At 58.8% G+C, this 26262-nt stretch carries 23 protein-coding genes and 1 riboswitch; of the genes, 15 read left to right on the top strand and 8 right to left on the bottom strand.

Features of this window, described 5'->3' with window-relative positions:
- Positions 1–111: 111 nt before the first annotated feature.
- On the bottom strand, positions 112–936 hold the full coding sequence (locus AC0J4F_RS00540; RefSeq protein WP_473025106.1) for a protein-disulfide reductase DsbD domain-containing protein: 825 nt from the start codon (positions 934–936) through the stop codon (positions 112–114).
- Positions 937–1109: 173 nt separating this feature from the next.
- Between AC0J4F_RS00540 and AC0J4F_RS00535 the strand changes: the two genes are divergently transcribed.
- From AC0J4F_RS00535 to AC0J4F_RS00515, 5 genes are all read left to right on the top strand, one after another.
- Complete coding sequence (locus AC0J4F_RS00535; protein WP_133948339.1) at positions 1110–1706, top strand: YqgE/AlgH family protein; 597 nt, start codon at positions 1110–1112, stop codon at positions 1704–1706.
- Positions 1707–1909: 203 nt separating this feature from the next.
- The gene (gene thrC, locus AC0J4F_RS00530; RefSeq protein WP_473025105.1) at positions 1910–3316 is read left to right on the top strand and encodes a threonine synthase; all 1407 of its coding nucleotides are present in this window, start codon (positions 1910–1912) and stop codon (positions 3314–3316) included.
- A gap of 4 nt (positions 3317–3320) precedes the next feature.
- Positions 3321–4610 (top strand): M16 family metallopeptidase, encoded by a 1290-nt coding sequence (locus AC0J4F_RS00525; RefSeq protein WP_473025104.1) that lies wholly within the window; start codon positions 3321–3323, stop codon positions 4608–4610.
- A gap of 16 nt (positions 4611–4626) precedes the next feature.
- Positions 4627–5265, top strand: a complete 639-nt coding sequence (locus tag AC0J4F_RS00520) for a GNAT family N-acetyltransferase (protein WP_133948333.1) — start codon at positions 4627–4629, stop codon at positions 5263–5265.
- A 97-nt stretch (positions 5266–5362) separates the two neighbouring features.
- Positions 5363–8209, top strand: coding sequence for an EAL domain-containing protein (locus AC0J4F_RS00515; RefSeq protein ID WP_473025103.1), 2847 nt, complete (start codon positions 5363–5365; stop codon positions 8207–8209).
- A gap of 13 nt (positions 8210–8222) precedes the next feature.
- On the opposite strand, the gene AC0J4F_RS00510 is transcribed toward AC0J4F_RS00515, so the two are convergent.
- Genes AC0J4F_RS00510 through ispH form a run of 4 tightly spaced genes read right to left on the bottom strand, consistent with a single transcriptional unit; the run spans position 8223 to position 11607 of the window.
- Positions 8223–9149 (bottom strand): YegS/Rv2252/BmrU family lipid kinase, encoded by a 927-nt coding sequence (locus AC0J4F_RS00510; RefSeq protein WP_133948329.1) that lies wholly within the window; start codon positions 9147–9149, stop codon positions 8223–8225.
- A 36-nt stretch (positions 9150–9185) separates the two neighbouring features.
- On the bottom strand, positions 9186–9638 hold the full coding sequence (rnhA, locus tag AC0J4F_RS00505) for a ribonuclease HI (protein WP_055671991.1): 453 nt from the start codon (positions 9636–9638) through the stop codon (positions 9186–9188).
- The gene (gene thrB, locus AC0J4F_RS00500) at positions 9635–10600 is read right to left on the bottom strand and encodes a homoserine kinase (RefSeq protein ID WP_133948327.1); all 966 of its coding nucleotides are present in this window, start codon (positions 10598–10600) and stop codon (positions 9635–9637) included. Before thrB ends, rnhA begins: the two co-directional genes overlap by 4 nt.
- Positions 10601–10605: 5 nt before the next feature.
- Entirely contained in the window at positions 10606–11607 is a 1002-nt protein-coding gene (gene ispH, locus AC0J4F_RS00495; protein ID WP_133949621.1) for a 4-hydroxy-3-methylbut-2-enyl diphosphate reductase, read from the bottom strand.
- Between the two features lie 178 nt (positions 11608–11785).
- On the opposite strand from ispH, the gene AC0J4F_RS00490 reads away from it, so the two are divergent.
- From AC0J4F_RS00490 to gcvPB, 6 genes are all read left to right on the top strand, one after another.
- Complete coding sequence (locus tag AC0J4F_RS00490; protein ID WP_133948325.1) at positions 11786–12370, top strand: hypothetical protein; 585 nt, start codon at positions 11786–11788, stop codon at positions 12368–12370.
- Positions 12371–12514: 144 nt separating this feature from the next.
- Positions 12515–12607: riboswitch (glycine riboswitch) on the top strand.
- A gap of 184 nt (positions 12608–12791) precedes the next feature.
- Positions 12792–13943: a glycine cleavage system aminomethyltransferase GcvT gene (gene gcvT, locus AC0J4F_RS00485; protein WP_473025102.1), complete on the top strand. Its 1152-nt coding sequence runs from the start codon at positions 12792–12794 to the stop codon at positions 13941–13943.
- 27 nt (positions 13944–13970) lie between these two features.
- Positions 13971–14342: a glycine cleavage system protein GcvH gene (gene gcvH / locus AC0J4F_RS00480; protein ID WP_133948321.1), complete on the top strand. Its 372-nt coding sequence runs from the start codon at positions 13971–13973 to the stop codon at positions 14340–14342.
- A gap of 3 nt (positions 14343–14345) precedes the next feature.
- Complete coding sequence (locus AC0J4F_RS00475; RefSeq protein ID WP_008196197.1) at positions 14346–14831, top strand: OsmC family protein; 486 nt, start codon at positions 14346–14348, stop codon at positions 14829–14831.
- Positions 14832–14848: 17 nt separating this feature from the next.
- The gene (gcvPA, locus tag AC0J4F_RS00470; RefSeq protein WP_473025101.1) at positions 14849–16195 is read left to right on the top strand and encodes an aminomethyl-transferring glycine dehydrogenase subunit GcvPA; all 1347 of its coding nucleotides are present in this window, start codon (positions 14849–14851) and stop codon (positions 16193–16195) included.
- On the top strand, positions 16192–17784 hold the full coding sequence (gcvPB, locus tag AC0J4F_RS00465) for an aminomethyl-transferring glycine dehydrogenase subunit GcvPB (RefSeq protein WP_133948317.1): 1593 nt from the start codon (positions 16192–16194) through the stop codon (positions 17782–17784). The genes gcvPA and gcvPB overlap by 4 nt, the downstream gene beginning before the upstream one ends.
- A 67-nt stretch (positions 17785–17851) precedes the next feature.
- Here gcvPB and AC0J4F_RS00460 read toward each other — a convergent pair whose 3' ends face one another.
- Together AC0J4F_RS00460 and AC0J4F_RS00455 are read right to left on the bottom strand one after the other, a co-directional pair.
- Positions 17852–18766: a hypothetical protein gene (locus tag AC0J4F_RS00460; protein ID WP_473025100.1), complete on the bottom strand. Its 915-nt coding sequence runs from the start codon at positions 18764–18766 to the stop codon at positions 17852–17854.
- Between the two features lie 194 nt (positions 18767–18960).
- Positions 18961–20967, bottom strand: a complete 2007-nt coding sequence (locus AC0J4F_RS00455; RefSeq protein ID WP_133948314.1) for a hydantoinase/oxoprolinase family protein — start codon at positions 20965–20967, stop codon at positions 18961–18963.
- Positions 20968–21271: 304 nt separating this feature from the next.
- On the opposite strand from AC0J4F_RS00455, the gene AC0J4F_RS00450 reads away from it, so the two are divergent.
- A complete protein-coding gene (locus AC0J4F_RS00450) occupies positions 21272–22813 on the top strand; it encodes an acetolactate synthase large subunit (protein ID WP_133948312.1) in 1542 nt (513 codons plus the stop codon).
- Between the two features lie 23 nt (positions 22814–22836).
- Here AC0J4F_RS00450 and AC0J4F_RS00445 read toward each other — a convergent pair whose 3' ends face one another.
- Positions 22837–23709: a LysR family transcriptional regulator gene (locus tag AC0J4F_RS00445; protein ID WP_133948310.1), complete on the bottom strand. Its 873-nt coding sequence runs from the start codon at positions 23707–23709 to the stop codon at positions 22837–22839.
- 134 nt (positions 23710–23843) lie between these two features.
- Between AC0J4F_RS00445 and AC0J4F_RS00440 the strand changes: the two genes are divergently transcribed.
- The 3 genes from AC0J4F_RS00440 (at position 23844) to AC0J4F_RS00430 (ending at position 26210) form a co-directional block, all read left to right on the top strand.
- Positions 23844–24911: a sodium-dependent bicarbonate transport family permease gene (locus AC0J4F_RS00440; protein ID WP_473025099.1), complete on the top strand. Its 1068-nt coding sequence runs from the start codon at positions 23844–23846 to the stop codon at positions 24909–24911.
- 125 nt (positions 24912–25036) lie between these two features.
- Complete coding sequence (locus tag AC0J4F_RS00435) at positions 25037–25519, top strand: MarR family winged helix-turn-helix transcriptional regulator (RefSeq protein WP_473025098.1); 483 nt, start codon at positions 25037–25039, stop codon at positions 25517–25519.
- Between the two features lie 19 nt (positions 25520–25538).
- Positions 25539–26210: a cysteine hydrolase family protein gene (locus AC0J4F_RS00430; RefSeq protein ID WP_473025097.1), complete on the top strand. Its 672-nt coding sequence runs from the start codon at positions 25539–25541 to the stop codon at positions 26208–26210.
- The last annotated feature ends 52 nt before the right edge of the window (positions 26211–26262 follow it).

The following is a 26262-nucleotide window of genomic DNA, read 5'->3' as shown; positions in this document are numbered from 1 at the left end:
TCTAAATCCCCTTGTTAAAAAAACGCTGCCATTTATTCCGCAGCCCGCTGGAGAGATAGGGCTTCCAGAGCAGACCGTCGAGGGAGAGCTGAGAAATCTTTGCGAAAGAAGTTAGTTCAACCAATCCGGTTGGATCGGTGCAAGGTGTTCCAGCGCGTTTTCGCCGTCGGACAGAACCAAGCGCAGGCTCGTATCGGAGGCTGTTGTTTTCAGGCCCTTTGTCGACAAGTGCCAAACAGGGTTGCCTGTTTCACCTTCGGCCAGTTTCGGCAAAGCGATGTAAGAGCCTTCAGGCCCCGCCGCAAAAAGATCCGGAGTGCCCGCTGATCCGGTTTCAGCTTCGATCCTCAAACGCTTGCCATCGCTTTCAACAAGCATGACAGAGACGATATTCAGCCCGCCAGTTGGGGCGATGCCGGGCACGGCCTGCAAATCGCGTTTGATCAGTTTCGCAGAGAGGCTATCCGGTCGGGCATCCGGTTCAAGTTGAAGGGACAAAGTGGCTTCTCCCGGCACGCAAATGTCCTTGCAAACGCCAAAAAACAGCTCCAGCGAAATCTGCGCGGGCTTGGAGGCATCTTCCGGCGAGATCTTTAGCGGCAGGATAATGCCGTCGTGGTAGACGATGGAGTCTGAGAACCCATCGCTGTATCGCTCCGGAACCGGGTAAAGAACTTTTTTGTCCTGTATGTTGGACGTGTTCGTCCAGGTTATTTGCGGCGGTATGCCAGCTTCGCCCGGATAGCGCCAATAGGTGTGCCAGCCTGGTTCCAGTTGAAACTCCAGTCCCGCCCAGTAAGTGCCGTTTTCAGGTGGTCCTGCCGTGATCAACCGAACGGCACCACCTTTGACGATGACCCATTCGCTGGCCGCAGCAAAAGCTGCGGTTGGGAGTGTGGTTGCCAGAAGAAAGACGAGTGCCAGTGCTGATTTCATGGACTAACAGCTACACCAAAGCAGAAGGCGCGTCAGCATCGCACAACGCTCGAATGGTCATATCCTCGTGACGCGATTGTGAGCATGCGACTCAATCAGTCATTAACATGAAGTCCTATTGGGGCTATGCTGAGGAATGAAGGCGGTGGGCGTTGAACAGTAACGAGGTGCGTATGTCCGAAATCGGAGCAGCAGACACCCTGGAGGGTCAATTCCTGATCGCCATGCCCAGCATGGCGGACAGCCGCTTCGAGCATTCGGTCATCTATGTGTGCTCTCACTCCGAACAAGGCGCGATGGGCCTGATCGTCAATCAGGTGGCAAAACATCTGTCTCTTGAAGAGTTGCTGATCCAATTGGACATCGTGAATGACGATGATGCGATCCGCTTGCCATCTCAGGTGCGGGGCATGAGCGTTCATAAGGGCGGACCGGTTGAGGTTGAGCGCGGCTTCGTCCTGCACAGCGATGACTTTCAGCTCAATCAATCGACCCTTGCGATCGACAACGGGATCTGCCTGACAGCGACGCTGGAGATTTTGAGAGCCTTGGCCGAAGGCACCGGGCCGCGGCAGGCGATGCTTGCGCTCGGTTATGCTGGCTGGGCCCCCGGTCAGCTGGAAAATGAAATCCAGTCAAATGGGTGGCTGACTGCCCCGGCGGATCGAGACATCCTGTTTGATGCGAATTCGGAACAAAAATGGCACCGGGCCCTCGGCAGTCTCGGGATTGATCCAGCCATGTTGTTTTCAGACGCCGGACACGCCTAAGGCGTCACCGGTCAGCAGGATTGCCGGAAATCGGACACTTTTTTACCGACCTGTGGCTTGCGTCCGATTAGGATGGCGCGTAAGTCGCTAGACTGGCTTGCTTTGTTCCAAAGTTGACAAAATTCGGGTAGGGTTGAGGCTTACGGTCAGTGAAGGGCTCTAATGCCTCTAACCCGGCTGGAAACACTAGAGGAAGTGACGCGGTGAAATACAGCAGTACGCGCGGTGATGCACCTGTATTGGAGTTTTCGGACGTTTTGCTCCAGGGACTTGCCCGCGATGGCGGTCTTTATCTTCCAGAATCATGGCCGCAGTTCGATGCTGAGACCATCGCTTCTTTCGCTGGGAAATCCTATGAGGATGTCGCGTTTGCGGTGATCAACCCGTTTGTCGACGGGGCCATCCCGGATGCGGACCTAAAGTCGATGATCGCGGAATCCTATTCCGGTTTCCGGCACCCGGCGGTCACGCCCTTGGTTCAGACAGGCTCCAACACATTTATCCTTGAGCTTTTCCATGGCCCGACCCTGGCGTTCAAGGATGTCGCCATGCAGCTGCTTGGCCGGATGATGGATTATGTGCTGACGCAGCGGGGCTTGCGCGCAACCATCGTCGGGGCAACCTCGGGTGACACCGGCGGGGCTGCCATCGAAGCCTTCCGCGGCCGGGACCGGACGGACATTTTCATCCTCTTCCCGGATGGCCGGGTGTCAAATGTTCAACGCCGTCAGATGACAACGCCGACTGAAGCGAACGTGCACGCCTTGGCCTTGACCGGCAACTTTGATGACTGCCAGGCAATCGTCAAAGGCATGTTCAACCATTTCAATTTCCGCGACCGCGTGGCCCTGTCCGGGGTCAATTCGATCAACTGGGCGCGGATTTTGGCTCAGATCGTCTACTACTTCGTGGCTGGTGCCGCACTGGGCGCACCGCATCGCAAAGTGTCCTTCACCGTGCCGACCGGCAACTTCGGGGACATCTTCGCCGGCTATGCCGCCATGAAAATGGGCCTGCCGGTCGACAAGCTGGTGGTGGCAACCAACGTCAACGACATCCTGGCCCGCACGCTCGAGACGGGGCGCTATGAGAAAAAGGGTGTTCACCCAACGATTTCTCCGTCGATGGACATCCAGGTGTCGTCCAACTTTGAGCGTCTGCTCTCAGAGGTGAACGGACGTGACGGAGATGTCGTACGCCGGATGATGAACCAGCTGAACCAGTCCGGCAGCTTTACGATCGAAGACCGCCCGCTCGCTGAGATGCGTCAGCATTTCGCTGCCGGCCGGTGTGATGAAGAGGCGACCTCGGCAACCATTGCTGAGCTCTGGAAAGAGGCGGGTTATCTGCTTGATCCGCACACGGCAATCGGTGTGCATGTTGCCAAAGCGCACTCGAGCGGTGAAACGCCGATGGTTGTCTTGGGCACCGCCCATCCGGCCAAGTTCCCGGATGCTGTCGAAGCAGCAAGCGGCGTCCGTCCGGATCTGCCGGAAAACCTTAAAGACATGATGTTTGCCGAGGAGCGCCAGCAGGTTCTGGCGGCCGAGCAGGGCGCGGTCGAACAATATATTGAAAAACACGCCCGTGCCGTGGGGGCAGGGGTGTAACTGAATGAAAGTAGAAACAACAGTCCTCGAAAATGGCCTAACCGTTGTCACCGACCAGATGCCGCACCTGAAGACGGCAGCACTTGGTGTGTGGGTCCGCACCGGATCACGAGCAGAAAGCGCGGATCAAAACGGCATTACGCATCTTCTTGAACACATGGCGTTCAAGGGAACGAAGAGCCGGTCGGCACGCGGAATCGCGGAAGAAATCGAGGCTGTTGGAGGCGAACTGAACGCGTCTACGAGCATAGAACACACTAACTACTATGCGCGGATCCTGGCGGAAGACCTTCCGCTCGCGGTGGATATACTGGCGGACATTCTGCAGAACTCGACCTTTGAGGCGGAAGAGCTCGTGCGCGAGCAACACGTGATCTTGCAGGAGATCGGTGCATCCAACGATGCTCCGGAAGACCAGGCATTTGATTTGTTCCAGGCGACAGCCTGGCCGGAACAGGCAATTGGCCGTCCGATCCTGGGCACACCGGAAACCGTGCAAGGCTTCGGCCGCGACAGCCTCAACGACTATTTGGCAAGCCGTTACCGGGCACCGGACATGGTCCTGTCGGCTGCCGGCGCGGTGGATCATGATGAGCTTGTTTCACTTGCGCGCCAAAAATTTGGCGCTATCAACAGCGAACCGGCCGCCCCGGATCCTGATGCCCGGTATTCAGGTGGTGAAAAGCTTCTCAACAAGGACCTAATGGAAGCGCAGGTCCTGATTGGCTTTGAGGGCCGCCCTTACAAGGCCAAGGACTACTACGCCATCCAGATCCTAGCGTCCGTGCTGGGCGGGGGCATGTCGTCGCGCTTGTTCCAGGAAATTCGTGAAAAGCATGGCCTGTGCTATGCGATTTATAGCTTCCACTGGGCGTTTTCCGACACAGGGCTCTTCGGTATTCACGCCGCAACGAGCCACGAGGACCTCGGCGCCTTGATGCCGATGATTGCAGATGAGCTGGTGTCTGCCGCCCATACGATCACCGAGGACGAAGTGGCGCGCTCCCGGGCGCAGATCCGTGCCGGTTTGATGATGGCTCTGGAAAGCCCGGCGGCCCGGGCCGGTCAGATTGCTCGCCAGATCCTGGTGCACGGCCGAGTTCTGGCTCCGGATGAGATTTCGGCCAAGATCGAGGCCGTCACTGCGGCAGACATTCGCGAGGCAGCTTACAACACCTTCGTCGGCACAACGCCGACACTGACGGCAATCGGCCCGATCAACGGCATTATGACTGCCGATGAGCTGGCGGCGCGGCTTCAGCAGGCGCCGGTCCCGCAGGCTGCATCAATGTAATAGGGCGAGGACCGGCATGTCTCTCCTTCGCCCAGGTCCGCCTCCCGACGCCGAGCTTCTCATAGAGGCCGGCGCGCATTATCTGCGCCCTCCGATCATGAGCGACTTCAAGGCCTGGTGCTTGCTTCGCAGCGATAGCCGGGCCTTTTTGACGCCTTGGGAACCGTTGTGGCCGTCTGATGATCTGTCCAAATCCGGTTTCCGCCGCCGCCTGCGCCGCTATGCGCGCGATCGCAAGGAAGGGCGCAGCCTGACATTCCTCCTTTTCAACGCGCGCAATGACGATTTGCTGGGTGGACTGACGCTCAGCAACATCCGGCGCGGTGTCAGCCAGTCGGCAACACTTGGCTACTGGATGGGGGAGCGCCACGCGGGCAAAGGGCACATGTCGGCGGCCGTCGCCATGTTCTTGCCGTTTTGTTTCGACGTTCTGAACCTTCATCGCATTGAGGCTGCTTGCATTCCAACCAACACCCCGTCCATCCGGCTTTTGGAAAAGGCGGGGTTCAACCGGGAAGGATATGCGCGTAACTATCTGTTAATAAACGGAACTTGGCAGGACCATCTTTTGCTCTCCTGTTTGGCGGAAGACCACGCGGCGCGCCCGGATGCGGTGTCTCCGCTCGTCGAAGGAATTTTGAAAGACTTCTTGTGACATGTGCTCCAAACCGGTAGTTCTTCGCCCCATGTCGATTTCTGTGCCGGTCCATATTTTCAATCTGATCCGAAGCGCCATTTTAGTGGCCGCCGCAATGATGCTTTTCGTTGCGCCGCAGGCCGCCCGTGCGCTCGAGCCGATTTCGGTGCCCTTGGATATTGAGGCGCTGGACATCACCAACGCGATTGATATGCACCGGGACGCCGGAACCCGTTTGCAGGTGTCAACCGCGCCGGGTGCGGACGGAATTGTTCGGCGGATCGAAGTGCCATCGCGCAGCGGGGAAAACACCAACTGGGCTGTCTTCGCACTTGCCAACACCAGTGATGAACAGGTCGACCGCCTGATCGTTGCACCGAACTACAAGTTTGTGGGGTCCGATCTCTTCTGGCCGGATCTCGGATCCTCACGGATTGCAAGCATTACCCCGAGCCAGGGGATCGCGCCATCCCGCCAGAAGAGCCTAGAAGCCGATATCTTCCTGGTTACTTTGGACCCCGGTTCTGTCGTCACCTTCGTGGCTGAACTGACAACGCCGAACTTGCCGGAAATCCGGGTTTGGGAACCGGATGTCTACAAGGAAACGGTCAACGCCTATTCATTGTATCGCGGCATCATTCTTGGCATCTCGGGCCTGCTCGCCCTCTTCCTGACGATCTTGTTCGTGGTCAAGGGCACGGTCATGTTTCCGGCGACGGCGGCTTTGGCCTGGTCGGTCCTCGCTTATCTCTGCATTGATTTCGGCTTCTGGGGCATGGTCTTCAAGCTGGAAGGCGGCAGCAGCCAGCTGGCCCGGGCCTCGGCGGAAGTCATGCTGGCCGCAAGCTTGATCATCTTTCTCTACGCCTATTTGAACCTGAACCGCTGGAACATCCACTATTCCCACCTGGCGCTGACGACCTTGATCCTACTATTGGGGCTGCTTGGTGTTGCGGTGTGGGATCCGTCGATTGCAGCCGGTATTGCCCGTCTGTCTCTGGGCATCATCGGTGTTCTGGGGTTCGTCACAATAGCTGTGCTGGCGTATCAACACTATGACCGCGCGATCTTGTTGATCCCGACATGGTGTTTGCTGATCGCCTGGCTGATTGGTGCGGCCATGACGGTGACAGGCCGTCTGTCGAACGACATCGTCCAGCCGGCGCTGGGTGGTGGACTGGTTCTGATTGTTCTGCTGATCGGTTTCACGGTCATGCAGCATGCCTTTGCAGGTGGTGCAATTGCTCAAGGGCTCATCTCTGATGTCGAGCGCAAGGCGCTGGCGCTCACCGGTGCTGGAGACATCATCTGGGATTGGGACATCGACCGCGATAAGATCTACACGGGCAACGAAGTCGAAGATCTTTTGAATCTCAAGCACGGCACCTTGGAGGGACCTGCGCGGGACTGGCTGGAGATCTTGCACCCGCAAGACAGGGACAGGTTCCGGGCAACGCTCGACGCGGTTATTGATCAGCGACGCGGCAAGATCCAGCAGACGTTCCGCTTGCGGTCTGAGGACGGTCACTTCCGGTGGTTCCGCCTGCGCGCGCGGCCGATTGTGGGCGCGGATGGCGAAGTTATCCGCTGCGTCGGCACGATGCTCGATGTCACCGAAGAACGTACCGCTGAAGAGCGCCTGTTGCACGATGCTGTCCACGACAATCTGACCGGCCTTCCAAACCGCGAATTGTTTGTTGATCGCTTGCAAACCAGCGCGGTGCGGGCTCAGGCGGAAGAGACAACCAAACCAACCGTGCTCGTCATCAACCTGGACCGCTTCAAGCAGGTCAATGACAGTATTGGCCTTTCCGCCGGCGACAGCATTTTGTTGACCGTGGCACGGCGCCTGGGCCGTTTGATTGGCCAGCAGGACACGTTGGGACGCCTGTCCAGTGACCAGTACGGTCTGGTGCTCTTGTCAGAGAATGAGCCGGACCGGATCGTTGCCTTGGCCGATGCGCTGCGCAAGGCTGTGCGCGCGCCCATCACCTTTAGCGACCGCGAAATCTTCCTGACCTGCTCTGTTGGCATTGCCTTCTTTGAAGGCGGCAAGCAGGCGGTTGAGGACATGCTGACTAACGCCGAAATAGCGCTGAACCACGCCAAGCGCCTCGGGGGTGACCGCCAGGAAGTTTACCGGCCGATCCTGCGTCCACTGGGTAAAAACATTGTGGACCTGGAAGCAGACCTGCGCGAAGCGATAAAAAAGGAGACACTCGGTGTCTTCTTCCAACCGATCATACGGCTGGAAGATCAGGCGATTGCCGGGTTTGAAGTGTTGGCGCGCTGGAACCATCCGAAGCGTGGCAAGATTTCACCAGCCGAGTTTATTCCGATTGCCGAGCAATCGGGTCTGATCAACGACCTTGGCATGTACATGCTCGACAAGGGCGCCAGTCAGCTGGCCTTCTGGCAGCGCGAATTTCCGATGCCGCGTCCTTTGTTTACGTCCGTGAACCTGTCTTCCCGGCAGCTTTTGAAGCAGGATCTGATCAATGATGTGAAGGCGATCCTTTCCCGGAACTCGCTGGAGGTCGGGACGCTGAAGCTGGAGCTGACGGAATCACTCGTCATGTCCAATCCGGAGTATTCGGCAAAGGTTCTGGAGCGGTTGCGCAGCCTGGGTGCCGGCTTGTCCCTAGACGATTTTGGCACGGGCCATTCATCGCTGTCCTATCTGCAGCGGTTCCCGTTCGACACGATCAAGATCGACCAGGCCTTCGTCAAACCCGATGGGTCTGCCGCGCGTCCGGTACTGTTGCGCACGATCGTCGCCATGGGTCACGACCTCGGCATGTCTGTGGTCGCCGAGGGCGCGGAGAGCGAAAACGACGCGCTGGAGCTGTTCCAGCTTGGCTGCCAATACGCACAAGGGTTCTATTTCGGCGAAGCCGTATCAGCCGCGGAGGCCACGAAGATGCTGCGGAAAATGCCGGTGGCGGAGGCCGCTTCGGCGTAAACAGCCTCAGCCGTTAGGGAACAAGAATCGGAACCGAATTTGCCGCGGCCTGAATGTGCAGCGGGGTCACCGCGTACGGATCACCATCCACTTGCGCGGCAACTTGTCCCGGACTGGAAATAATCGCTTCCTGGAAGGCTTGAACAGTCGCGCCCTTGGCTTTGGAGATCCTGCCCAGCATCAACGCGATGCTGTATCGGATCGAGGACCAGGGGTCGTCGCGCTCCAATATCAGCATATGCAAACCAGGATCTGTCGCACCGCCTGGGCAGATGACAAACGGGCCGCCGTAATGCCGGGCATTGCTGGCAACGGCAAAGCGCCCGTCAACCGGCGCAGCGCCGTCCAGGGAGATCGTCAGCGGCGTCGCCTTGCGTGTCAGCCCGATCCGGATCGCGGTGATCACATAGGCAAATTTCTTCAAGCGCCGCTTCAGGTCCAGCGGGACCGCGTGGACAACTTCGGCGTCAAATCCGGCCGATGCCATCAGAACAAACGGACGATCATTGGCCAGACCATAGTGCAGCGGTTTGGTGCGCTTGTTCAGGATCATCCGGGCAATCTCTTTAGCGCCTTTCGGCAGGCCAAGCTCGAGTGCCAGAACGTTCGCGGTCCCAAAGGGGATGATCGCCAGGTTGGGGACGCGTTTTTTGTGCTGCAGCCCCGTAAGGGCTTCGTTGACCGATCCGTCGCCACCGGCAATGATCAACGTTTCCGCAGCCAATCCGGGTGCGGCACACACCTCGCCGATCTCACCGGCATGGGTTGTCAAACGCAGATCAACCCGGCAGCCGGCAGCTTCGAGATGGCCTTTGACATCCTGCAATTTTTGGCTGTTGTAGCCGCCCGATGTCGGGTTGGCCATGATAAGCACGAGGCCAGCCGTCTCCGGGGCCTCAACTCCGGATAAAACCGGAGCGGTCTGCAGCGAATCGATCACCCGAAATCCTTGCTCTTTGGCAGCGACGCTGAGTGCTTAACTGTTTTTCTTGAACGGTTCCATACCGCCGCGCGCCAATTCGTCTGCGCGCTCGTTGTCCGGGTGGCCCGCATGGCCTTTGACCCAGTGCCAGGTGACATCATGGCGTTCGCGGGCTGCGTCCAAAGCCTGCCACAAATCCGCATTCTTGACGGGCTTGTTCGCGGCCGTCTTCCAGTTCTTCCGCTTCCAGCCGTACATCCACTCGCTGATACCGCTGCGCACATAGGTGCTGTCGGTATAAAGATCGACGGCGCACGGGCGCTTCAGGGCGTTCAGCGCTTCGATCGCCGCTGTCAGTTCCATGCGGTTGTTGGTGGTCTCAGCCTCGCCACCCTTCAGTTCACGCTCATGTTCGCCGAAGCGCATGATGACACCCCAGCCGCCCGGGCCGGGATTTCCAGAACAGGCACCATCCGTGTAAATCGTCACGCGATTTTCCTGGCTCATCCTTCAAGCCCGTATGCGTTGGCGCTGTCGACGGTTTGGTGGAACCGCAGTTTTTTCAGGTATTCCATTGGGTCCTTCGGGGTAACAAGCGCGCCTTCAGGAACACTCAGCCAATCATAAAGACGTGTCAGCAGGAATCGCAGCGCAGCTCCACGGCAAAGTACGGGCAATGCGTCAAACTCGGCAGCAGTCAGCGGACGCACGGATGTGTACCCTTTGAGCATGGCCTTGGCCTTGGTGACATTGAATGCCAGATCTTGCTCAAAACACCAGGCGTTGAGGCAGATGGCGATGTCGTAGGCGAGGGCGTCATTGCACGCGAAATAAAAGTCGATAAGGCCGGACAGGCGGTCGTTCAGGAAGAACACATTGTCCGTGAAGAGATCGGCATGGATAACGCCAGCTGGGAGATCCTTCGGCCAGTTTTTCTCAAGGAAGTCCAGCTCAGTGGTGATCTCTGCGCCCAGTCCCGGATGAACGGTGTCGCAGCGGTCTTGGCTTTGTTCAAACAGCGGTCGCCAACCGTTCAGGTCCAGTGCGTTCTTGCGGGTCAGTTCATAATCGGCCCCAGCCAGGTGCATGGAGGCCATGGCCTTGCCGAGTTCCTCGCAGTGTTCCGGACGCGGCCGCTTGACCGACATTCCTTGAAGAAACGTGACGAGGGCCGCAGGCCGCCCGGCAAGCGTGCCAAGAAGCTCACCGTCTCGCGAAGCGACCGGAGTGGGGCAGGAGAGGCCCTTGCCGGCCAAGTGTTCCTTGAGCTTCAAAAAGAAAGGCAGGTCGTCAGGGTTCACCCGCTTTTCATAGAGGGTGAGGATGAAATAGGCCGTGTCGGTCTGAACGAGATAGTTGCTGTTTTCAACGCCTTCAGCGATGCCCTTGTAGGACAGAAGCTGCCCGACATCATACTGTGCGATGAAGGCGTTCAGCTCTTCATCGCTGACTTCCGTATAAACGGCCATTCTTGTTATCCGGTGGCTTTTTCAGTTTGGACGGGCATGTCCCGCAGTTCGCGCGGCAGGTTAAAGGCGATGGTCTCTTCGGCCGTCCGTACGATCTCGACAGTGACGTCGAAACGCGCGTCAAACGCGCTAATGATCTCTTCAACCAGTGTTTCAGGCGCAGAGGCTCCGGCTGTCAGGCCAAGGCTGGTAACGCCCTCAAAATCTGCCCAGTTGATCTCATCAGCCCGTTGCAAGAGGACAGCAACCCGGCAGCCTTCCCGCTCGGCGACTTCCCGCAGTCTTTGCGAGTTTGATGAATTGGGCGCGCCAACCACAATCATGGCCTCAACACCCGGGGCCACATGTTTCACCGCTTCCTGGCGGTTGGTGGTGGCGTAGCAGATGTCTTCCTTATGTGGGGCGACAATGTCCGGAAACCGGTCCTGAAGGACGGAGACAATCCCTGCGGTATCATCAACGGACAACGTGGTCTGCGTGATGTAGGCGAGCGGGCGGTCGCTGCTCTCGCGTTCGAACCGCCGTGCGTCGTCTTCGGTCTCGATCAGTGTAACTGTGCCTTCCGGGAGCTGTCCCATCGTGCCGATCACTTCCGGGTGCCCGGCGTGGCCAATCAGGAGAATGTCGCGCTCACGCCGGAAATGGATCTCGGCTTCCTTGTGCACCTTGGAAACCAGCGGACAGGTCGCGTCCAGGTAAAACATGTTGCGTTGCTGGGCATCGGCAGGCACGGATTTCGGCACGCCATGTGCGGAAAAAATCACTGGGCGCTCGGCGTGCTCCGCCGGGATCTCATCCAGCTCTTCAACAAAGACCGCGCCTTTAGCTTTCAGTCCGTCCACGACATATTTGTTGTGCACGATCTCATGGCGGACATAAACGGGCTGGCCGTACTTTTGAAGGGCCAGTTCGACAATCTGAATTGCCCGGTCAACACCTGCGCAAAACCCTCGCGGGGCGCACAGCTTGATCTCCAGAGATGGTTTGTTAGTCGCGGTCTGTGTCATGGTGCTCATTGAAAAGCCTGCTTTGGCGCAATAAGGGCTTGTGACGCTGTTCTGTCAACCCGGTTGACGTGCTTTCTGATATAGGTGCAGGGCCAACAAATACCCACCGCCATCTCGCCAAGTGGCCGGTCAACTGCTATGAAGCTGCGCCAAATACATAGTTTGCAACAGGTCCACGATGTTCAAGGCGTTCCAGGCACTGTCTCATGTCAACAGCAAGACCACGGTTTCGGTCGCATTATGTGCCGCTTTTCTGACAGGATGCGGCGCAACCGGAGATATCGCGGAGAACGTGATTTCGGGCGGTGCGGAACCGGTTCAGGTCTCCCGCGAGACATTTGCACCGCCAGTGCCGTGCCCGCCGCTGCAGATGAAAACAAATTCCCACCTTATCCGTGAATTTGTAAGGGGCAAGGACGGCGAGCGCGATGGCCTGATCTACCAGGCTCTGGTTGAGGATTCGGCGGTCAGCTGTTCCCAAGAAGCCGACGGCCAGCGCCGTTTGAAGCTCGGGTTCACAGGTGACGTAACGCCAGGACCGGCGTGGAGAGGTGGCGATGTTGTTCTGCCGCTGCGCGTGACGATCCCGGCGTCTTCCGATGCGGATCAAAAACCGCTGGTTTCTGAAGTGATCCAGATCCCGGTTTCCATCGAAGCCGGTGGCCGCGGGCAACAATGGACCTATGTGGATGAGAAATTCGTCATTCCGATGAACCAGGGCAGCAAAATCCAGTTTGGTTTTGACGAAGGGCGCCGGCGCTAAGCCAGGTGTCTGAGGGCCATCCCTATTGGCATCTGGCTTTCGCAATTGAACAGTTTGATTGCCGCATATTGACAAGGTGGTGTCGGCCACTCACAATCGCGGCGAAATTGGGGTCGTTCCCTGATGATCGTGTCTTTGGCACGAAATGCCACTGCGGGAGAGGCCAGGTGAGAAGATCCTGGCGCCGAAGGAGCAACCGCCCCGGAAACTCTCAGGCAAAAGGACCGCAGAGGCTTCAACGCTCTGGAAAGCAGTGATCTGCGCCAAAACTTGCGCGGACTGCTCACCGAAGGAGTAACCACCAGGCCGGTTTGGTTTGGCTGGGAAATCTCTCAGGTACTCGGACAGAGGGGGTGCAGACGAATCGAAACCGTTCGCGGCGAGGTTCGGGACTGCGCAACCCCTAACGCGAGGACCGTTCATGGCGGAAACCGTTGCAGACGAAGATCTGAAACAAACGCCTCTTCACGACCTTCATATCGAGCTGGGCGGCAAAATGGTGCCGTTCGCCGGCTACTCCATGCCCGTCCAGTACAAGCTGGGCATTATGGGCGAGCACCAGCATACGCGCGCGAAAGCGGGTTTGTTTGATGTGTCCCACATGGGCCAGGCGGTGCTTATCGGTCCGGATCACGAAACCACCGCCAAAGCACTGGAAGCTTTGACACCGTCCAACTTCGTCGAACTTGGTCATGGCCGTCAGCGCTACACGGTCCTGTTGAACGAAGACGGCGGCATCATTGACGATCTGATGGTCACCCGTCCGCTCGATCCGAACGATGACGGCCGTCTCCTGCTGGTGGTGAACGCAGCACGCAAGGATGTCGACTACGCGCACCTGCGGGCCAAGCTGCCGGAAACGGTCAAACTCGAAGTGGTCGATGACCGCGCTTTGATCGCGGTGCAGGGCCCGGAAGCTGTTGCGGCGGTTGCAGCCCATGCACCTGCTGCGGCCGAACTCGGTTTCATGTCCGCAGCTCCCATGGAATTTGATGGCATTGCGTGCCACATCGCGCGCGCCGGATACACCGGCGAAGATGGTGTTGAAATGTCCGTGCCTGCAGGAGCGGCCGAGGCAATTGCCCGCGCGCTTTTGGCAGATGACCGGGTCGAAGCGATCGGCCTTGGGGCCCGCGACAGCCTCCGTCTGGAAGCCGGACTTTGCCTTTATGGCCACGACATCGACGAAACCACGTCGCCGGTTGAAGGCAACATCACCTTTTGCATGCAAAAGCGGCGCCGCGAAGAAGGCGGATTCCCGGCTGCGGACCGCATCCAAAAAGAATTGGCCGAGGGAACAGACCGCATTCGCGTCGGCCTGCGGCTGGACGGTAAAGCCCCGGCACGTGAGGGCGCGGAAATCGCTCTGCCTGGTGGGGATGTCATCGGCATTCTGACCTCCGGCGGTTTTGCTCCGACTGTCGGCGCGCCGATTGCCATGGGCTATGTCCCCGCCGAACACGCAAGCGAGGGAACACAGCTGGAGCTGATCGTCCGCAACCGCCGTTTGCCGGCCACGGTCTCAGCCATGCCTTTCGTGCCCAACCGCTATTACCGAAAACCAAAAGCCTGACTTTTTTCCAGAAAACGGACGCAAAACATGACGACTTATTACTCAAAAGATCACGAGTGGATCTCCGTCGAGGGCGGCACCGCCACCATCGGCATCACGGCCTACGCCCAAGAGCAGCTCGGCGATGTGGTCTATGTGGAACTGCCGGAAACCGGCAAGGCCCTGTCCCAAGGCGATGAAGCTGCGGTTGTGGAATCTGTGAAAGCTGCCAGTGAAGTCTACGCGCCGATCGACGGCGAGGTCACCGCAGCCAATGACGTGCTGGCTGATGAACCCGCCAAGGTCAACGAAGATCCGGAAGGCGCAGCCTGGTTCATCAAGATGAGCGTTGGCAATGAAGGCCAGCTCGCCGACCTGATGGATGAAGCGGCCTACAAGGCCTACATCGAGACCCTTTGATCCATGGCGGGGCATTACTACACGGCGGTGGTCGAATGGGCGTGTGACGGGGATTACGCGGCCAACAAATATTCGCGCGGCCACATCTGGCAGTTTGACGGCGGTCTGAAGATCCCGGCAAGCGCCTCGCCGACCGTTGTGCCTCAGCCTTATTCGATTGAAGCAGCCGTTGACCCGGAAGAGGCGCTCGTTGCAGCGATCTCGTCGTGTCACATGATGTCGTTTCTGGATCTTGCCCGGCGCGCCGGTTACGTCGTTGCCAGCTACCGCGACAGCGCAAAAGGCGAGATGAGCCGGATTGCCCGCGGCAAGATGGCCATCACCAAGGTGGTGCTCAAGCCCGAAATCGTGTTGGTCGCCGACAGCGATCCCGATCCCAGCTGGATCACGGATCTGCACGAAAAGGCCCATGATGTCTGCTTCATCGCAAACTCGGTCAAATGTGAGATCGTGGTGGACCCGGAACCGGTCCGCACGGTCGCACCGTAAATCTGGAGCCGCAGACAATGCGCTATTTACCACTTACCGACACCGACCGCGGCGATATGCTCGCGCGCATCGGCGTCAATTCGATTGATGACCTCTTTACCGACATTCCAGAGGATGTCCGGTTCAAAGGTCTTCTGGATCTGCCGAAACGCGCTAGCGAAATGGAGGTCGAGCGCAAGCTCTCCGCCATGGCCGCAAAAAACACCTCGGCTGGATCCGTGCCGTTTTTTGTTGGCGCGGGCGCCTACAAGCACCACGTTCCGGCAACCGTGGATCATCTGATCCAGCGCTCGGAATTCCTGACGTCCTACACGCCGTATCAGCCGGAAATCACTCAAGGCACCCTGCAGTACCTGTTTGAATTCCAGACCCAGGTTGCCAAGCTGACCGCCATGGATGTTGCCAATGCGTCCATGTATGACGGTTCCACCGGCACCGGCGAGGCTGTTCTGATGGCCCACCGGGTCACCAAGAAGAACAAGGCGATCCTTTCCGGCGGTCTGCACCCGCAGTACCGGGACGTGGTCGAAGGTCTGTCCAACATGGCGGGCGATCAGGTCGTCAGCCTGCCGGCCGACCCAATGGGTACGGAAGACATTCTGTCCCAGATCGACGACGAGACCTCCTGTGTGGTGGTCCAGTCACCGTCCTTCTATGGCCAGCTGATCGACCTGAAGCCGATCGCGGAAAAGGCACACCAGCACAAGGCGTTGTTGATCGCCGTCTTTACCGAAGTGGTGTCGCTCGGCCTCATTGAGCCTCCCGGAACGCAGGGCGCAGACGTTGTGGTTGGCGAAGGCCAGTCCATCGGCAACGGCCTGAACTACGGCGGTCCATATGTCGGTCTTTTCGCCACCCGCCAGAAATACGTCCGGCAGATGCCGGGGCGCCTCTGTGGTGAAACTGTTGATGCGGAAGGCAAGCGCGGTTTCGTTCTGACGCTCTCCACCCGCGAGCAACACATCCGCCGCGACAAGGCGACGTCGAACATCTGCACCAACTCCGGTCTCTGCTGTCTCGCCTTTACGATCCACATGTCGTTGCTCGGCCAGAAAGGTCTGACGCAATTGGCGCGGATCAACCACGGCAACGCGGTGAAGCTGAAGAAACAGCTTGGTGCCGTACCGGGTGTGGACGTGCTGAATTCGGCTTACTTCAACGAATTCACCCTTCGCCTGCCGAAAGCGGCCGATGGTGTTGTTGAGGCATTGGCGGCCAAAGGCATTCTGGCCGGCCTGCCGGTCTCCCGCCTGGAGCCGGGCAAGGCGGATCTGGAAAATCTGCTGGTGGTAGCCTCCACCGAAGTCAACACGGATGAAGACCGCGCGGCCTTTGCCGATGCGCTGAAGGAGGTGCTGGCATGAGCATGAACACGCAAGGACGCCCGACGGCGGCAGGAGATGCGGGCGAGAGTTTCCGCCCGAAAACCTTCACCGGAAACCGCGGCCTCGACATGGAAGAGCCGTTGATCTTCGAGGTGGGCTCTCTGGAAAACTGCGGTGTTGATCTCGACGAAGGCGATCTGCCTGAGTTTGAGCTTGGTGGGCACGCCCGCCGGGCCGAGATCGGTCTGCCGGGTCTCGCAGAACCTGAGGCCATGCGCCACTACGTGCGCCTGTCGCGCAACAACTATGCGATCGATGCCGGGCTGTATCCGCTTGGCTCGTGCACTATGAAGCACAACCCGCGCCTCAACGAGAAGATGGCCCGCCTGCCGGGCTTTGCCGATGTGCACCCGCTGCAGCCGGTGTCATCCGTCCCGGGCGCGATTGAGCTGATTGACGAGCTGGCCCACTGGCTGATGGTATCCACCGGCACGCATGCGGTCGCCATGAGCCCGAAAGCCGGTGCCCATGGTGAGCTTTGCGGCATGATGGCGATTAAGGCGGCGCACACCGCTGCCGGCCGGACCCCGGAAATTGTTCTGGTTCCTGAAAGTGCTCACGGCACCAACCCGGCAACCGCCGCGCTGCTCGGCTACAAGGTTGTCTCCATTGATGCCAAGGACGACGGTACGGTCGACCTTGAAGCGCTCAAGACCACGATCGCGGAGCACACCGGCAACATTGCCGGCATCATGCTGACCAACCCGAACACCTGCGGGCTGTTCGAGCGGGACATCAAGGAAATCGCCGACCGCATCCACGAGGCCGGCGGGTTCTTCTATTGTGACGGTGCGAACTTCAACGCCATCGTCGGCAAGGCCCGTCCGGGGGACCTCGGCGTTGATGCCATGCACATCAACCTGCACAAGACCTTCTCAACGCCCCATGGCGGCGGTGGTCCGGGCTCCGGCCCGGTGGTCCTGTCGGACAAGCTGGCTCCGTATGCCCCGCTGCCGTTCATCCGCAAGACGGACGATGGCTTGGAGCTGGTTGAAACGGAAGCTGCCACGAACGACGGCGAACAGCCGTTTGGCCGCATGACCGCGTTCCAGGGCCAGATGGGCATGTATGTACGCGCGCTCAGCTACATGATGAGCCACGGCTCGGATGGCTTGCGCCAGGCCTCTGAAGATGCGGTCCTCAACGCGAACTATGTTCGTGTCGGTCTACAGGATCTGATGAGCCTGCCGTTCGGCGAGCGGCCGTGCATGCACGAGGTTCTCTTCGACGACAGCTTCCTGAAGGACACAGGTGTTACCACGCTTGATTTCGCCAAGGCGATGATCGACGAGGGCTACCACCCGATGACCATGTACTTCCCGCTTGTGGTGCATGGCGCGATGCTGATCGAGCCGACTGAATCGGAAAGCCGTGCCTCGCTTGACCTGTTCGTTGCCACCATGCGTGATCTGGTCATGAGCGCCAAACGCGGTGAGACACAGCGCTTCTCCGGAGCGCCATATCTCGCCCCGCGCCGCCGCCTGGACGAAACGGGCGCAGCCCGCAAGCCGATCCTGAAATGGACCGAGCCGGAACCAGCACAGGTTACGCCGGAAGCTGCGGAATAAAAGGCAAAATGACAAAAGGCCCGGTTCTGCCGGGCCTTTTCATTTCGCGGAACTACGGGCCAGGCCTTCAATTTGACTGAGGTTCTGCCGCAGCCGGAGTGCTGTTCTCGGGTGTGTCTTCGGGGTCAAACCACAAGCTGTCGTTTTCAAAAGGGGTCGCCGCGCTCAGTTCGGGATTTGCAATCCTGAAGATCTTCCGTTGGTGAAGATTGGCCCGCTGGATGTCGTCCTCGAAGAACTCCCAGAAAAGTGTGTCAAAGGAGCCATCGGCGATCATAGCTTTCAGCCCGGTCTCGAGCCGCGCTGCCAGATCCGGTCGTTTGGGGGTCACAAATATGTACGTCGGGTGCGGGATGTACAGGGCAATCGAATTCTCAATGGCCAAGTCCGGAAAATCGGCCTTCGCATTGTGGTATTCATGATAGATTTCATCGATCCCCCGGCCGAAGGTCTTGAACCGGTCTGCGGCGAGCATCTTCATAAGCCCGGCTTTGTTGTCACCTTCAACCACATTGAAACCGGCCGCTTGCAGTTGAGGTGTTGTCGACCATTGTGCCCCGGATCCGGTTGAGAACTTTTTGAAGTCCTCCAAAGTCTCGGCTTTATCCAGTTCAGCCTGGCTGCTTTCATTGATGAAAAAAAGCCGGTATCCCTGCAAGCCCTTGCGAAGTGGTATCCGGATAGTCAGCAGGTTTTCTTCCCAAGAAGGCTTCGTGCCAATGGCGTCGTATTCAATGATTTCCCCAGAGATGAGCTCCAGAAGACGGCGGTCTCTGGATAAGGCTGGTCTTTTGGAGATTTTCAGTTTCGCCGCATCAGGAGCATCTGTGCGGTGCAGTATTTCGGCGAGGAGCTTATCAACATAACCATTGTTGTTTTTGGGTGCCGCTTCAGTTGCAGCTTCTGCCGGGAAAGAATGGATTATCGTTAGGCCGCTCAAGGCGAGGCCAGTTATCCCCCATTTTGACAAGTTCCGAAGCATTGTGTTTCCAGCGTCATCCATTCAGATATCGGGGCGAGATCGTAGGTCTAAGAACCTGTAGTTTCTGTTAATTTTCCATCTTTCCAGATGAGGTGTAAGAAACTCCCAAAGTCCTCCACGCAAGCTGTCTGCAACGGGTCCACGTTTGCAGTCCAAAAGTGGTACGGTCAATCTCCTACAAATCGCGCCAGCTACTAAACGGCGACGCGCGGCCGACCGCTGGCTTCTACAACAATCTCCGCCTCAATGAACATCGGCCGGGATTCGATCTCGACCGAGCGCACGTCGCGTTTCGCAGAGACCTGGATGCCGACGGCACCGGCGTCCTTGGCAGCCTTTTCGGCCTCTTCGCGAAGAACGGTTTCAAGCCGGTCCAGAGCGGCTCCGGTTTCTGAAAAATCCTCCGGTCCTGTCTCCAGATGCACCCGGTAGCGCCCATCGGCCGGTGATGTCACCGTACCGCTGCGGCGCAGGGTTATGCGTCCAACCACGGCACCGATGGCGTTGGCCACCCCGGCATGCTCGGATAGGAGCATCGGGCACCGCAAACGCCTGCCGACTTCCGGATAGTAAGTCGGAGCCGAAGCACCGAGGCCGACCACCTCCACGTTCAGCCGTGCTTGCAGATCAACAAAACCGGCATGGCCGGAAAGTCCAGCCTGCAACAATTCATGGCGTGCAAGGGTGCGCGGGTTGTCCTGAAACCGGCCGCCTTCCTCTCTGAAGGCCACTTCGAGCAGCGCATCCACGGTCTGCTGCGTCAGCTGGTCAATGATCATCTGCGCAATGGCGTCCGCGCTTGAGGCAAGCACCTTGCCATCGCCGCGCCTGCGCCGCGCAAGCTTCTTAAGCGCAAGGCGCGCCGCCTCCGCATCCCAGGCATCGAGCAGTCCGAGGACATGGGCCGCATCGGAGGGAGTTACCCCGGACACTTGCACCATGCCGCGATCAATCAGGCGTCCAAGCGTGGCATTTTCCATGCGGTTTCGAACGATGGAAGAAACAGGATGAATGTCATCTCTGATCCGTTCCATCAACTCGCTCTCACGGTCGTTCAGATCCTGCCCGGCCATCGCGCCGCCGATGCGGCGGACAAACCGGCCATCGTGCTCGCTCGGCAGATCCGAACGTTCCTGTTGTTCCAGAACCGGCACCACTTTCTCTGGAGCAAGATGAGCAATCAGGGAGACGGGGAGTACGCGCTTCGGGCCAAGGTGGAGGCCGCCGGTCAGGCCCGTGTCGAGAAAATGGACCTGGCTGTCGCCGCCAAGGCCGATCGTGCGCATGGCGACGGCTTCAACCATCGTGCGGAACGATCCCACCTGCGCGCCATCGGGATCGATCGCCGGGCGTCCCTTGCGGATCAGGGCGATGTCTGTCGTGGTTCCGCCGATATCGGACACCAGGGCCGTATCAACTCCGGTGAGCCAGTGCGCCCCGACAACCGAGGCCGCGGGTCCGCTCAAGATTGTTTCGATCGGCCGTACCTGGGCGTCTGCTGCAGACATCAGGGCGCCATCGCCGCGCACCACCATCAGTGGCGCATGGATGCCCAACTGAACAAGAGCATCCTGGGCCCGTCCGATCAGGAGGTCGATCATGCCGATCAGGCGGGCATTAAGGAGCGCGGTGAGCGCCCGTTTGGGTCCATTGAGCTTGGCAGACAGAGTGTGCGACATCGTCACGGGACGGCCCGCAATCTCCGCTATTTTTTCAGCAGCCGCGTTTTCATGCGCGGGGTTTCGGGTGGCAAAACGCGCAGCAACGGCAAGCGCCGTCACGCCTGGATCAAGATCTTGCAGAAATGTGGCGAGCGCCTCTTCATCGAGTAGGGCCGCCTCGGAGCCTGCATGGTTGTGGCCGCCGCGCAAAAGTAGCACTGGATCATCCTTCAAGGCTGCGCTCAAACCGGCCTGCTCAAGATCCTTGGCGTCAAATCCGATTGCGATGAGCGCCACCCGTGCGCCCTGGTCCTCGACCAGTGCGTTGGTGGCCAGGGTGGTGGACAGGGACGCGAGCTCAATCTCGGCAGGGTCGATTTTCGCCTGCACCAGCACCGATCGGACGGCCTCTCCAATACCTTCGGCAAGGTCGTGCCGGGAGGTGAGGGCCTTGGCGGAGGCAATAACCGTTTCTTCACCGCGCAGAATGACCGCGTCGGTATAGGTTCCGCCCGTATCGACCCCAAGGCTGTATGTCACACCACGTTCCTCTGCCAAATCCAGTTCGATCGGGAGCGAGCATCCGCCGTCCCAAATGGAGCGCTCCGATGGATACCGTTTCCTCAATTGTGTCAAACAAAAACCGCGCGAACGAACGCGGCACTGTCTGTTTGAGACCACTGCAGCTTGTGTGCAGTGTTGGAAATATGACTGATGAAACAGTCTTGCTCCCAGTGACTGCGTCTAAGGGGATTTTTTGATTGCCCAGAGATCGCATTGCCCGATATGGGTAGGATCATTCATGTCTTTCAAATTGCTTTGAGATTTCAAGAGGGGGCTATCCATGAACGGTGCAGAAGCGCTGGTGAAAACGATGCTGGCGTCCGATGTGTCGGTGTGCTTTGCAAATCCGGGCACGTCCGAAATGCACTTCGTGGCAGCCCTCGATACCCATCCTGACATGCGCTGTATCCTCTGCCTGTTTGAAGGCGGGGTGACGGGTGCTGCCGATGGCTATGCCCGGATGAGCGGTAACGTTGCCGGGACCCTGCTTCATCTCGGGCCCGGCTTTGGCAATGGCTGGGCCAATCTGCACAACGCCCGCAAAGGCCATTCCGGCATCGTCAACATTGTTGGTGATCATGCCGGTTATCATCTCAAGCATGATGCGCCGCTGCAGGCCGATCTCGACGGAGTGGCCGGATCTGTTTCCCATTGGGTACGTCGGGCGACCGACAGCACCATGGTAGCAAGTGCCGGGGCTGAGGCTATCCGGGTTGCGCGCGGTGGCGAGATCGCGACCGTAATCCTGCAGGCGGATTGTGCGTGGGGAGATAGTCAAACTGGCCCGGCCAAAGCCCAACCTCCGGCTCAAAAACACCGGCCGGACAAGGATCGCGTTATGGCAGCGGCCAAAGCCTTGAGCGAACCCGGTGCAGCTCTTTTGGTGAGTGGCCCCGGACTTTACGGAGAGGGGGCGGAACTGGCCGGCAAGATTGCCGCCAGAACAGGCTGCCGGTTGCTGGCGCCGTTTTTCGCACCGCGCATTGCACTCGGCGAAGGCGCCGTTGCCTTTGAGAGCTTGCCTTACAATGCCGACCTCACCGCCGAGTTCCTTGCTGGCCAGAAACGGATTGTCTTGGTCGGTGAAGATCCTCCGGTCAACTTCTTCGCCTATCCCGGCAAGCCGTCAACGCCGGAGCCGGCGGGCTGCGCGCTGGACCGGCTCTGTTATGGCGATTGGGATGTCTTGTGGACCCTTGAGACGCTGGCAGACGCGGCCGGCGTTGATGGCGGTGAGACAATCAAGCGGATTACCCGCCGTGTTCCGGATATCGGACCGGGCCGTCTGACGTCCGAAGGGATCGGTCGGTGCCTGGCAAATGCCCTTCCGGACAAGGCCATTGTCGCAAATGAGGCCATTACGGCCGGTGCCGGGATCTGGCCAATTGTCCATACTGCTGCGGCCCATGACCGGATGAACAACACTGGTGGTTCGATCGGCCAATGTCTTCCCAATGCCGTTGGCGCAGCGGTTGCCTGTCCCGACCGTCCCGTGTTTGCGGTCTCAGGCGATGGCTCTGCGATGTATCAAGTCCAGAGCCTGTGGACCGCGGCCCGGGAAGAATTGGACATCACGGTCGTGATAATTGCGAACCGGGGCTATCAGATCCTGCATTTCGAACTGGAAGCGCAAGGGGCGCCGAAGCCCGGACGCAACGCCAGTGCGATGTTTGATATTGAGAACCCGTTGCTCGACTGGGTGGCGCTGGCCGCCGGTCATGGGGTTCCAGGTGTGCGGGTCGACAGTGAGGAAGGGTTAGCTGAAGCGCTGAAAACCGCATCAAACACCAAGGGGCCGTTCTTGATTGAGGCTGTTATCTGAGGAGCCGCCAACAGGTCCTCGGTTCAATCCATTTGACCTGTCAGCAACTCCCGCAGGATTGGATGCGGAAACGACCGTGTTACGGTGACCGCGTAAAACGCTTCAAAGATCTGAAGATCGAACGGGGCGCTCTCTAGGAGACCCGAGGCGATTTCGTCGGCCATGACGACCGGCGGGGCAATGGCGATGCCGACATCGGCCCGAGCCAACAACCGGACCATGGCCATGTCGTCCACATCCGCCACGATGCGCGGTGTTATGCCAAGCCGGGCCACCAGACTGTCGAAACCTGTCCGGATCGAACTCTCGTCAGGAACAATCAACGGCTCGTCGCTTAAGAGCTGATGCAGCGTCTTTCCGGCAATCCGCTCCGGCGTTCCGTGAATGGTGACCTTCTGTTCAGCCAGCCGGTGCGCCGTGAAGTCTCCGGACAGGGAGCTGTCCGGCGGATCCGTGGTCAGGACAATGTCCAGCGCCAGTGACTCCAGTGCCTCCAGCAGGACTGAGGCGCTGCCGGACCGCAGGGTGAAGTCGACTTCTCCGCTGGACAGCAGCGGCTTTAGAAAGCGGATCTGAAAGTTCCGCGAAAGGGTCGATTGTGCCCCGACCCGCAAGGGCGGGGTGGATTGGCTGGAGCGCTGCAGGGTTGCGATCAGTTCTTCTCCGGTCCCGAATATCCGATCGGCATGATCGAGCACAATCCGGCCGACCTCGGTCAAAACAAGCTGACGCCCGGACCGCTCAAAGAGATCATGGCCGAGCCGGGCCTCAAGTTGACGGATTTGAGTGGAAAGCGCGGATTGTGACAGGTTCACCCGCTCAGCAGTCCGGGTGAGGTTGCCCTCATGCGCCACTTCCCGGAAATAACGCAAGTGGTGGTAGTTGAGGTTGTCCATCGGTTTCCAGCTCGCTCAAACCATCAATAGTTCTACTAAATAGAACGATAAATAATAAAACATATATTTTTTATTCTCTTCGAACTGCGTCATAAGCCCCCGGACCACGCTTTTTGACGACAACCGAGGCCGGAATGGACATTTTCTTTGAAGTAATCACGACGCTTGCAGCGCAATTTCAAAAGCCGACGCTGGCGTTTTTGATGGGCGGCATGCTGATTGCCGCAATGGGCAGCAAGCTGGAAGTGCCGGAGCCGGTCTACAAGTTCGTTGTTTTGCTGCTGTTGTTGAAGGTCGGTCTGGGTGCCGGGATTTCTGTCCGCTCCGCGGATGCCATGTCGCTCGCGGTTCCGGCGATCTGTGCCGCGCTCTTAGGCGTCGTGATTGTTGTCTTTGGCGGCAAGATCCTCGCAATGTGGCGGGGCGTTTCCAATGCCGACGCTATGGCAACGGCTGGTTTGTTCGGCGCGGTCTCGGCCTCGACGCTTGCCGCTGGCATGGCGATGCTCGACAGCGAAGGCATCTACTATGAAGGCTTCATCGGCGCGCTTTACCCGTTCATGGATGTTGCAGCGCTGGTCACCGCGATTTTCCTGGCGCGGATGAGTGCCGAGCGGCGGGCGGCCGGCACTGTCCAGTCTGACGGAACGGCAACTATGTCGACCGGTGGCGGCGGCTTTGGACTTGGCGGCGGTTTTGACAGCCAGCTCGCCAAGGGCATCATTGTTGACACGATCAAGAGCCCGGCCATCTCTGCCCTGCTGCTTGGTATCGGCATTGGCCTTCTGGCCCGGCCGGAGGCGGTCTATGAAAGCTTTTACGAGCCGCTTTTCCGGGGTCTTTTGTCCATACTGATGCTTGTCATGGGCATGGAAGCCTGGGCCCGGTTGTCGGAGCTGAAAAAGGTCGCTCATGCCTATCTTATATACGGCCTGACGGCGCCACTGCTGCACGGCTTGCTCGGGTTCGGCATGGGGCTTGTTGCGCACCATTCCACAGGGTTCTCTGCCGGCGGTGTCGTGCTGCTCTCGATCATGGCGGCCTCAAGCTCCGACATCTCCGGTCCGCCGACGATGCGGGCGGCCCTGCCGGAAGCCAATCCGTCAGCTTACATCGGGTCCTCGACAGGGCTTGGGACACCGGTCGCGATCCTCAGCATCCCGCTCTTCATCACCCTCGCGGAGCTGGTCATCGGGTTTTAGCAGCAGTCTTTAGAGGAGTGACCTGGCGGGCGTCCCAATGAATACTGGGACGCCCGCTTTGTGTTCAATAGGTACAGTAGAATTTAAATTGACAACGAATATGTCAATATGACAAATATATTGTCATGATAAAAGCGCGGCAGCAGAACTCTGATGAACTCTATGAGGTGATCCGGTTGATCCGGCCGGTGCACCGGCGATTGGCGCGGGCCGTTGAGGCAAAGCTGGATGGCACGGGCGTATCGGTCGGCATGCGGGCCGTCATGGAGGTGCTGGAAGAGACCGGGGCGTTGTCTGTACCGGAAATTGGCCGGACGCTGTTTCTGGCCCGCCAGCAAATTCAGCTGATGGTCAACGAATTGGAACAGCTCGGGCTTTTGGAGCGGCGCCCCAACCCTGCGCACAAGCGTTCGCCGCTTTTTGCTCTGACAGGGCGCGGCCAGGATGTTTTTGGCGAGATCCGCTCAAAGGAAAACGATGAGATCGATGCCGTCAGCGCGCATTTTTCCAAAGAGGAGGTTCAGGCAGCCCAAAGGGTTCTGTGCGCTATGCTCGATCACTTTGCAGAATTTGAAGACGACCCCGACCGTCCGCGCGGCCTGGAGTGAGCGCATTTAGGAGTTCGATATGTCTTTTTTGACCTTAGCCGTGAGTGGTCTGGGTGCCTTGGCCCTGTGGGCCGCCGGCTATTTTTTCTGGGTTGTCTGGATCTCGAGCAAGGCCACGACGGGGAAACTGATCGACCGGGCAACGCGCCCGAACACAGCCTTGCTGGTGATTGATGTCCAGGAAGATTTTACGCGCAATAGCCCGAGACCTTATTCGGAAGACGCGCGGGCTCGCGGCATTGCCCGCATCAACCGGGAAATCGAGGCAGCGCATGCAGCCGGTCAAGAGGTCATCCTGATCAAACAGGTGTTTCGCCATTGGCCGGCCATTCTGGCGATGAAGCTTTTGATGGGCGGCATTGGCACGCCGGGCCGCAAGGGGCTGGCGTTCGATGAGGATCTGAAGGCAGGCAATGCGCCGGTTTTCGAAAAGCCGATCGGCGATGCCTTCTCTAATCCGGAGCTGGACGCCTATCTCGCCGGGAAAAATGTCGGTCACCTTCGCCTGACCGGCCTCGATGCCTGCCAGTGCGTTCAATTCACAGCCAAGGGCGCGCTCAATCGGGGGTATGCCATCGACATTATTGAACCGGCAACCATGACTGTGACACCCGAAAAGTGGGGGACGTTCAAGAAAGAACTCGAAGCACTTGGCGCGCAGGTTATCAGAGACGCCGAACAAGCCGCTTGACATTGTCTCAAAGCTCGCGCATCTAAAATACCATGGTCAAGTTGAGCGCATC

The organism is Roseibium sp. R5 (assembly GCF_055755305.1).
Note: the sequence above shows the minus strand (reverse complement) of the source record. Positions and strands in the feature narration are given on the sequence as shown.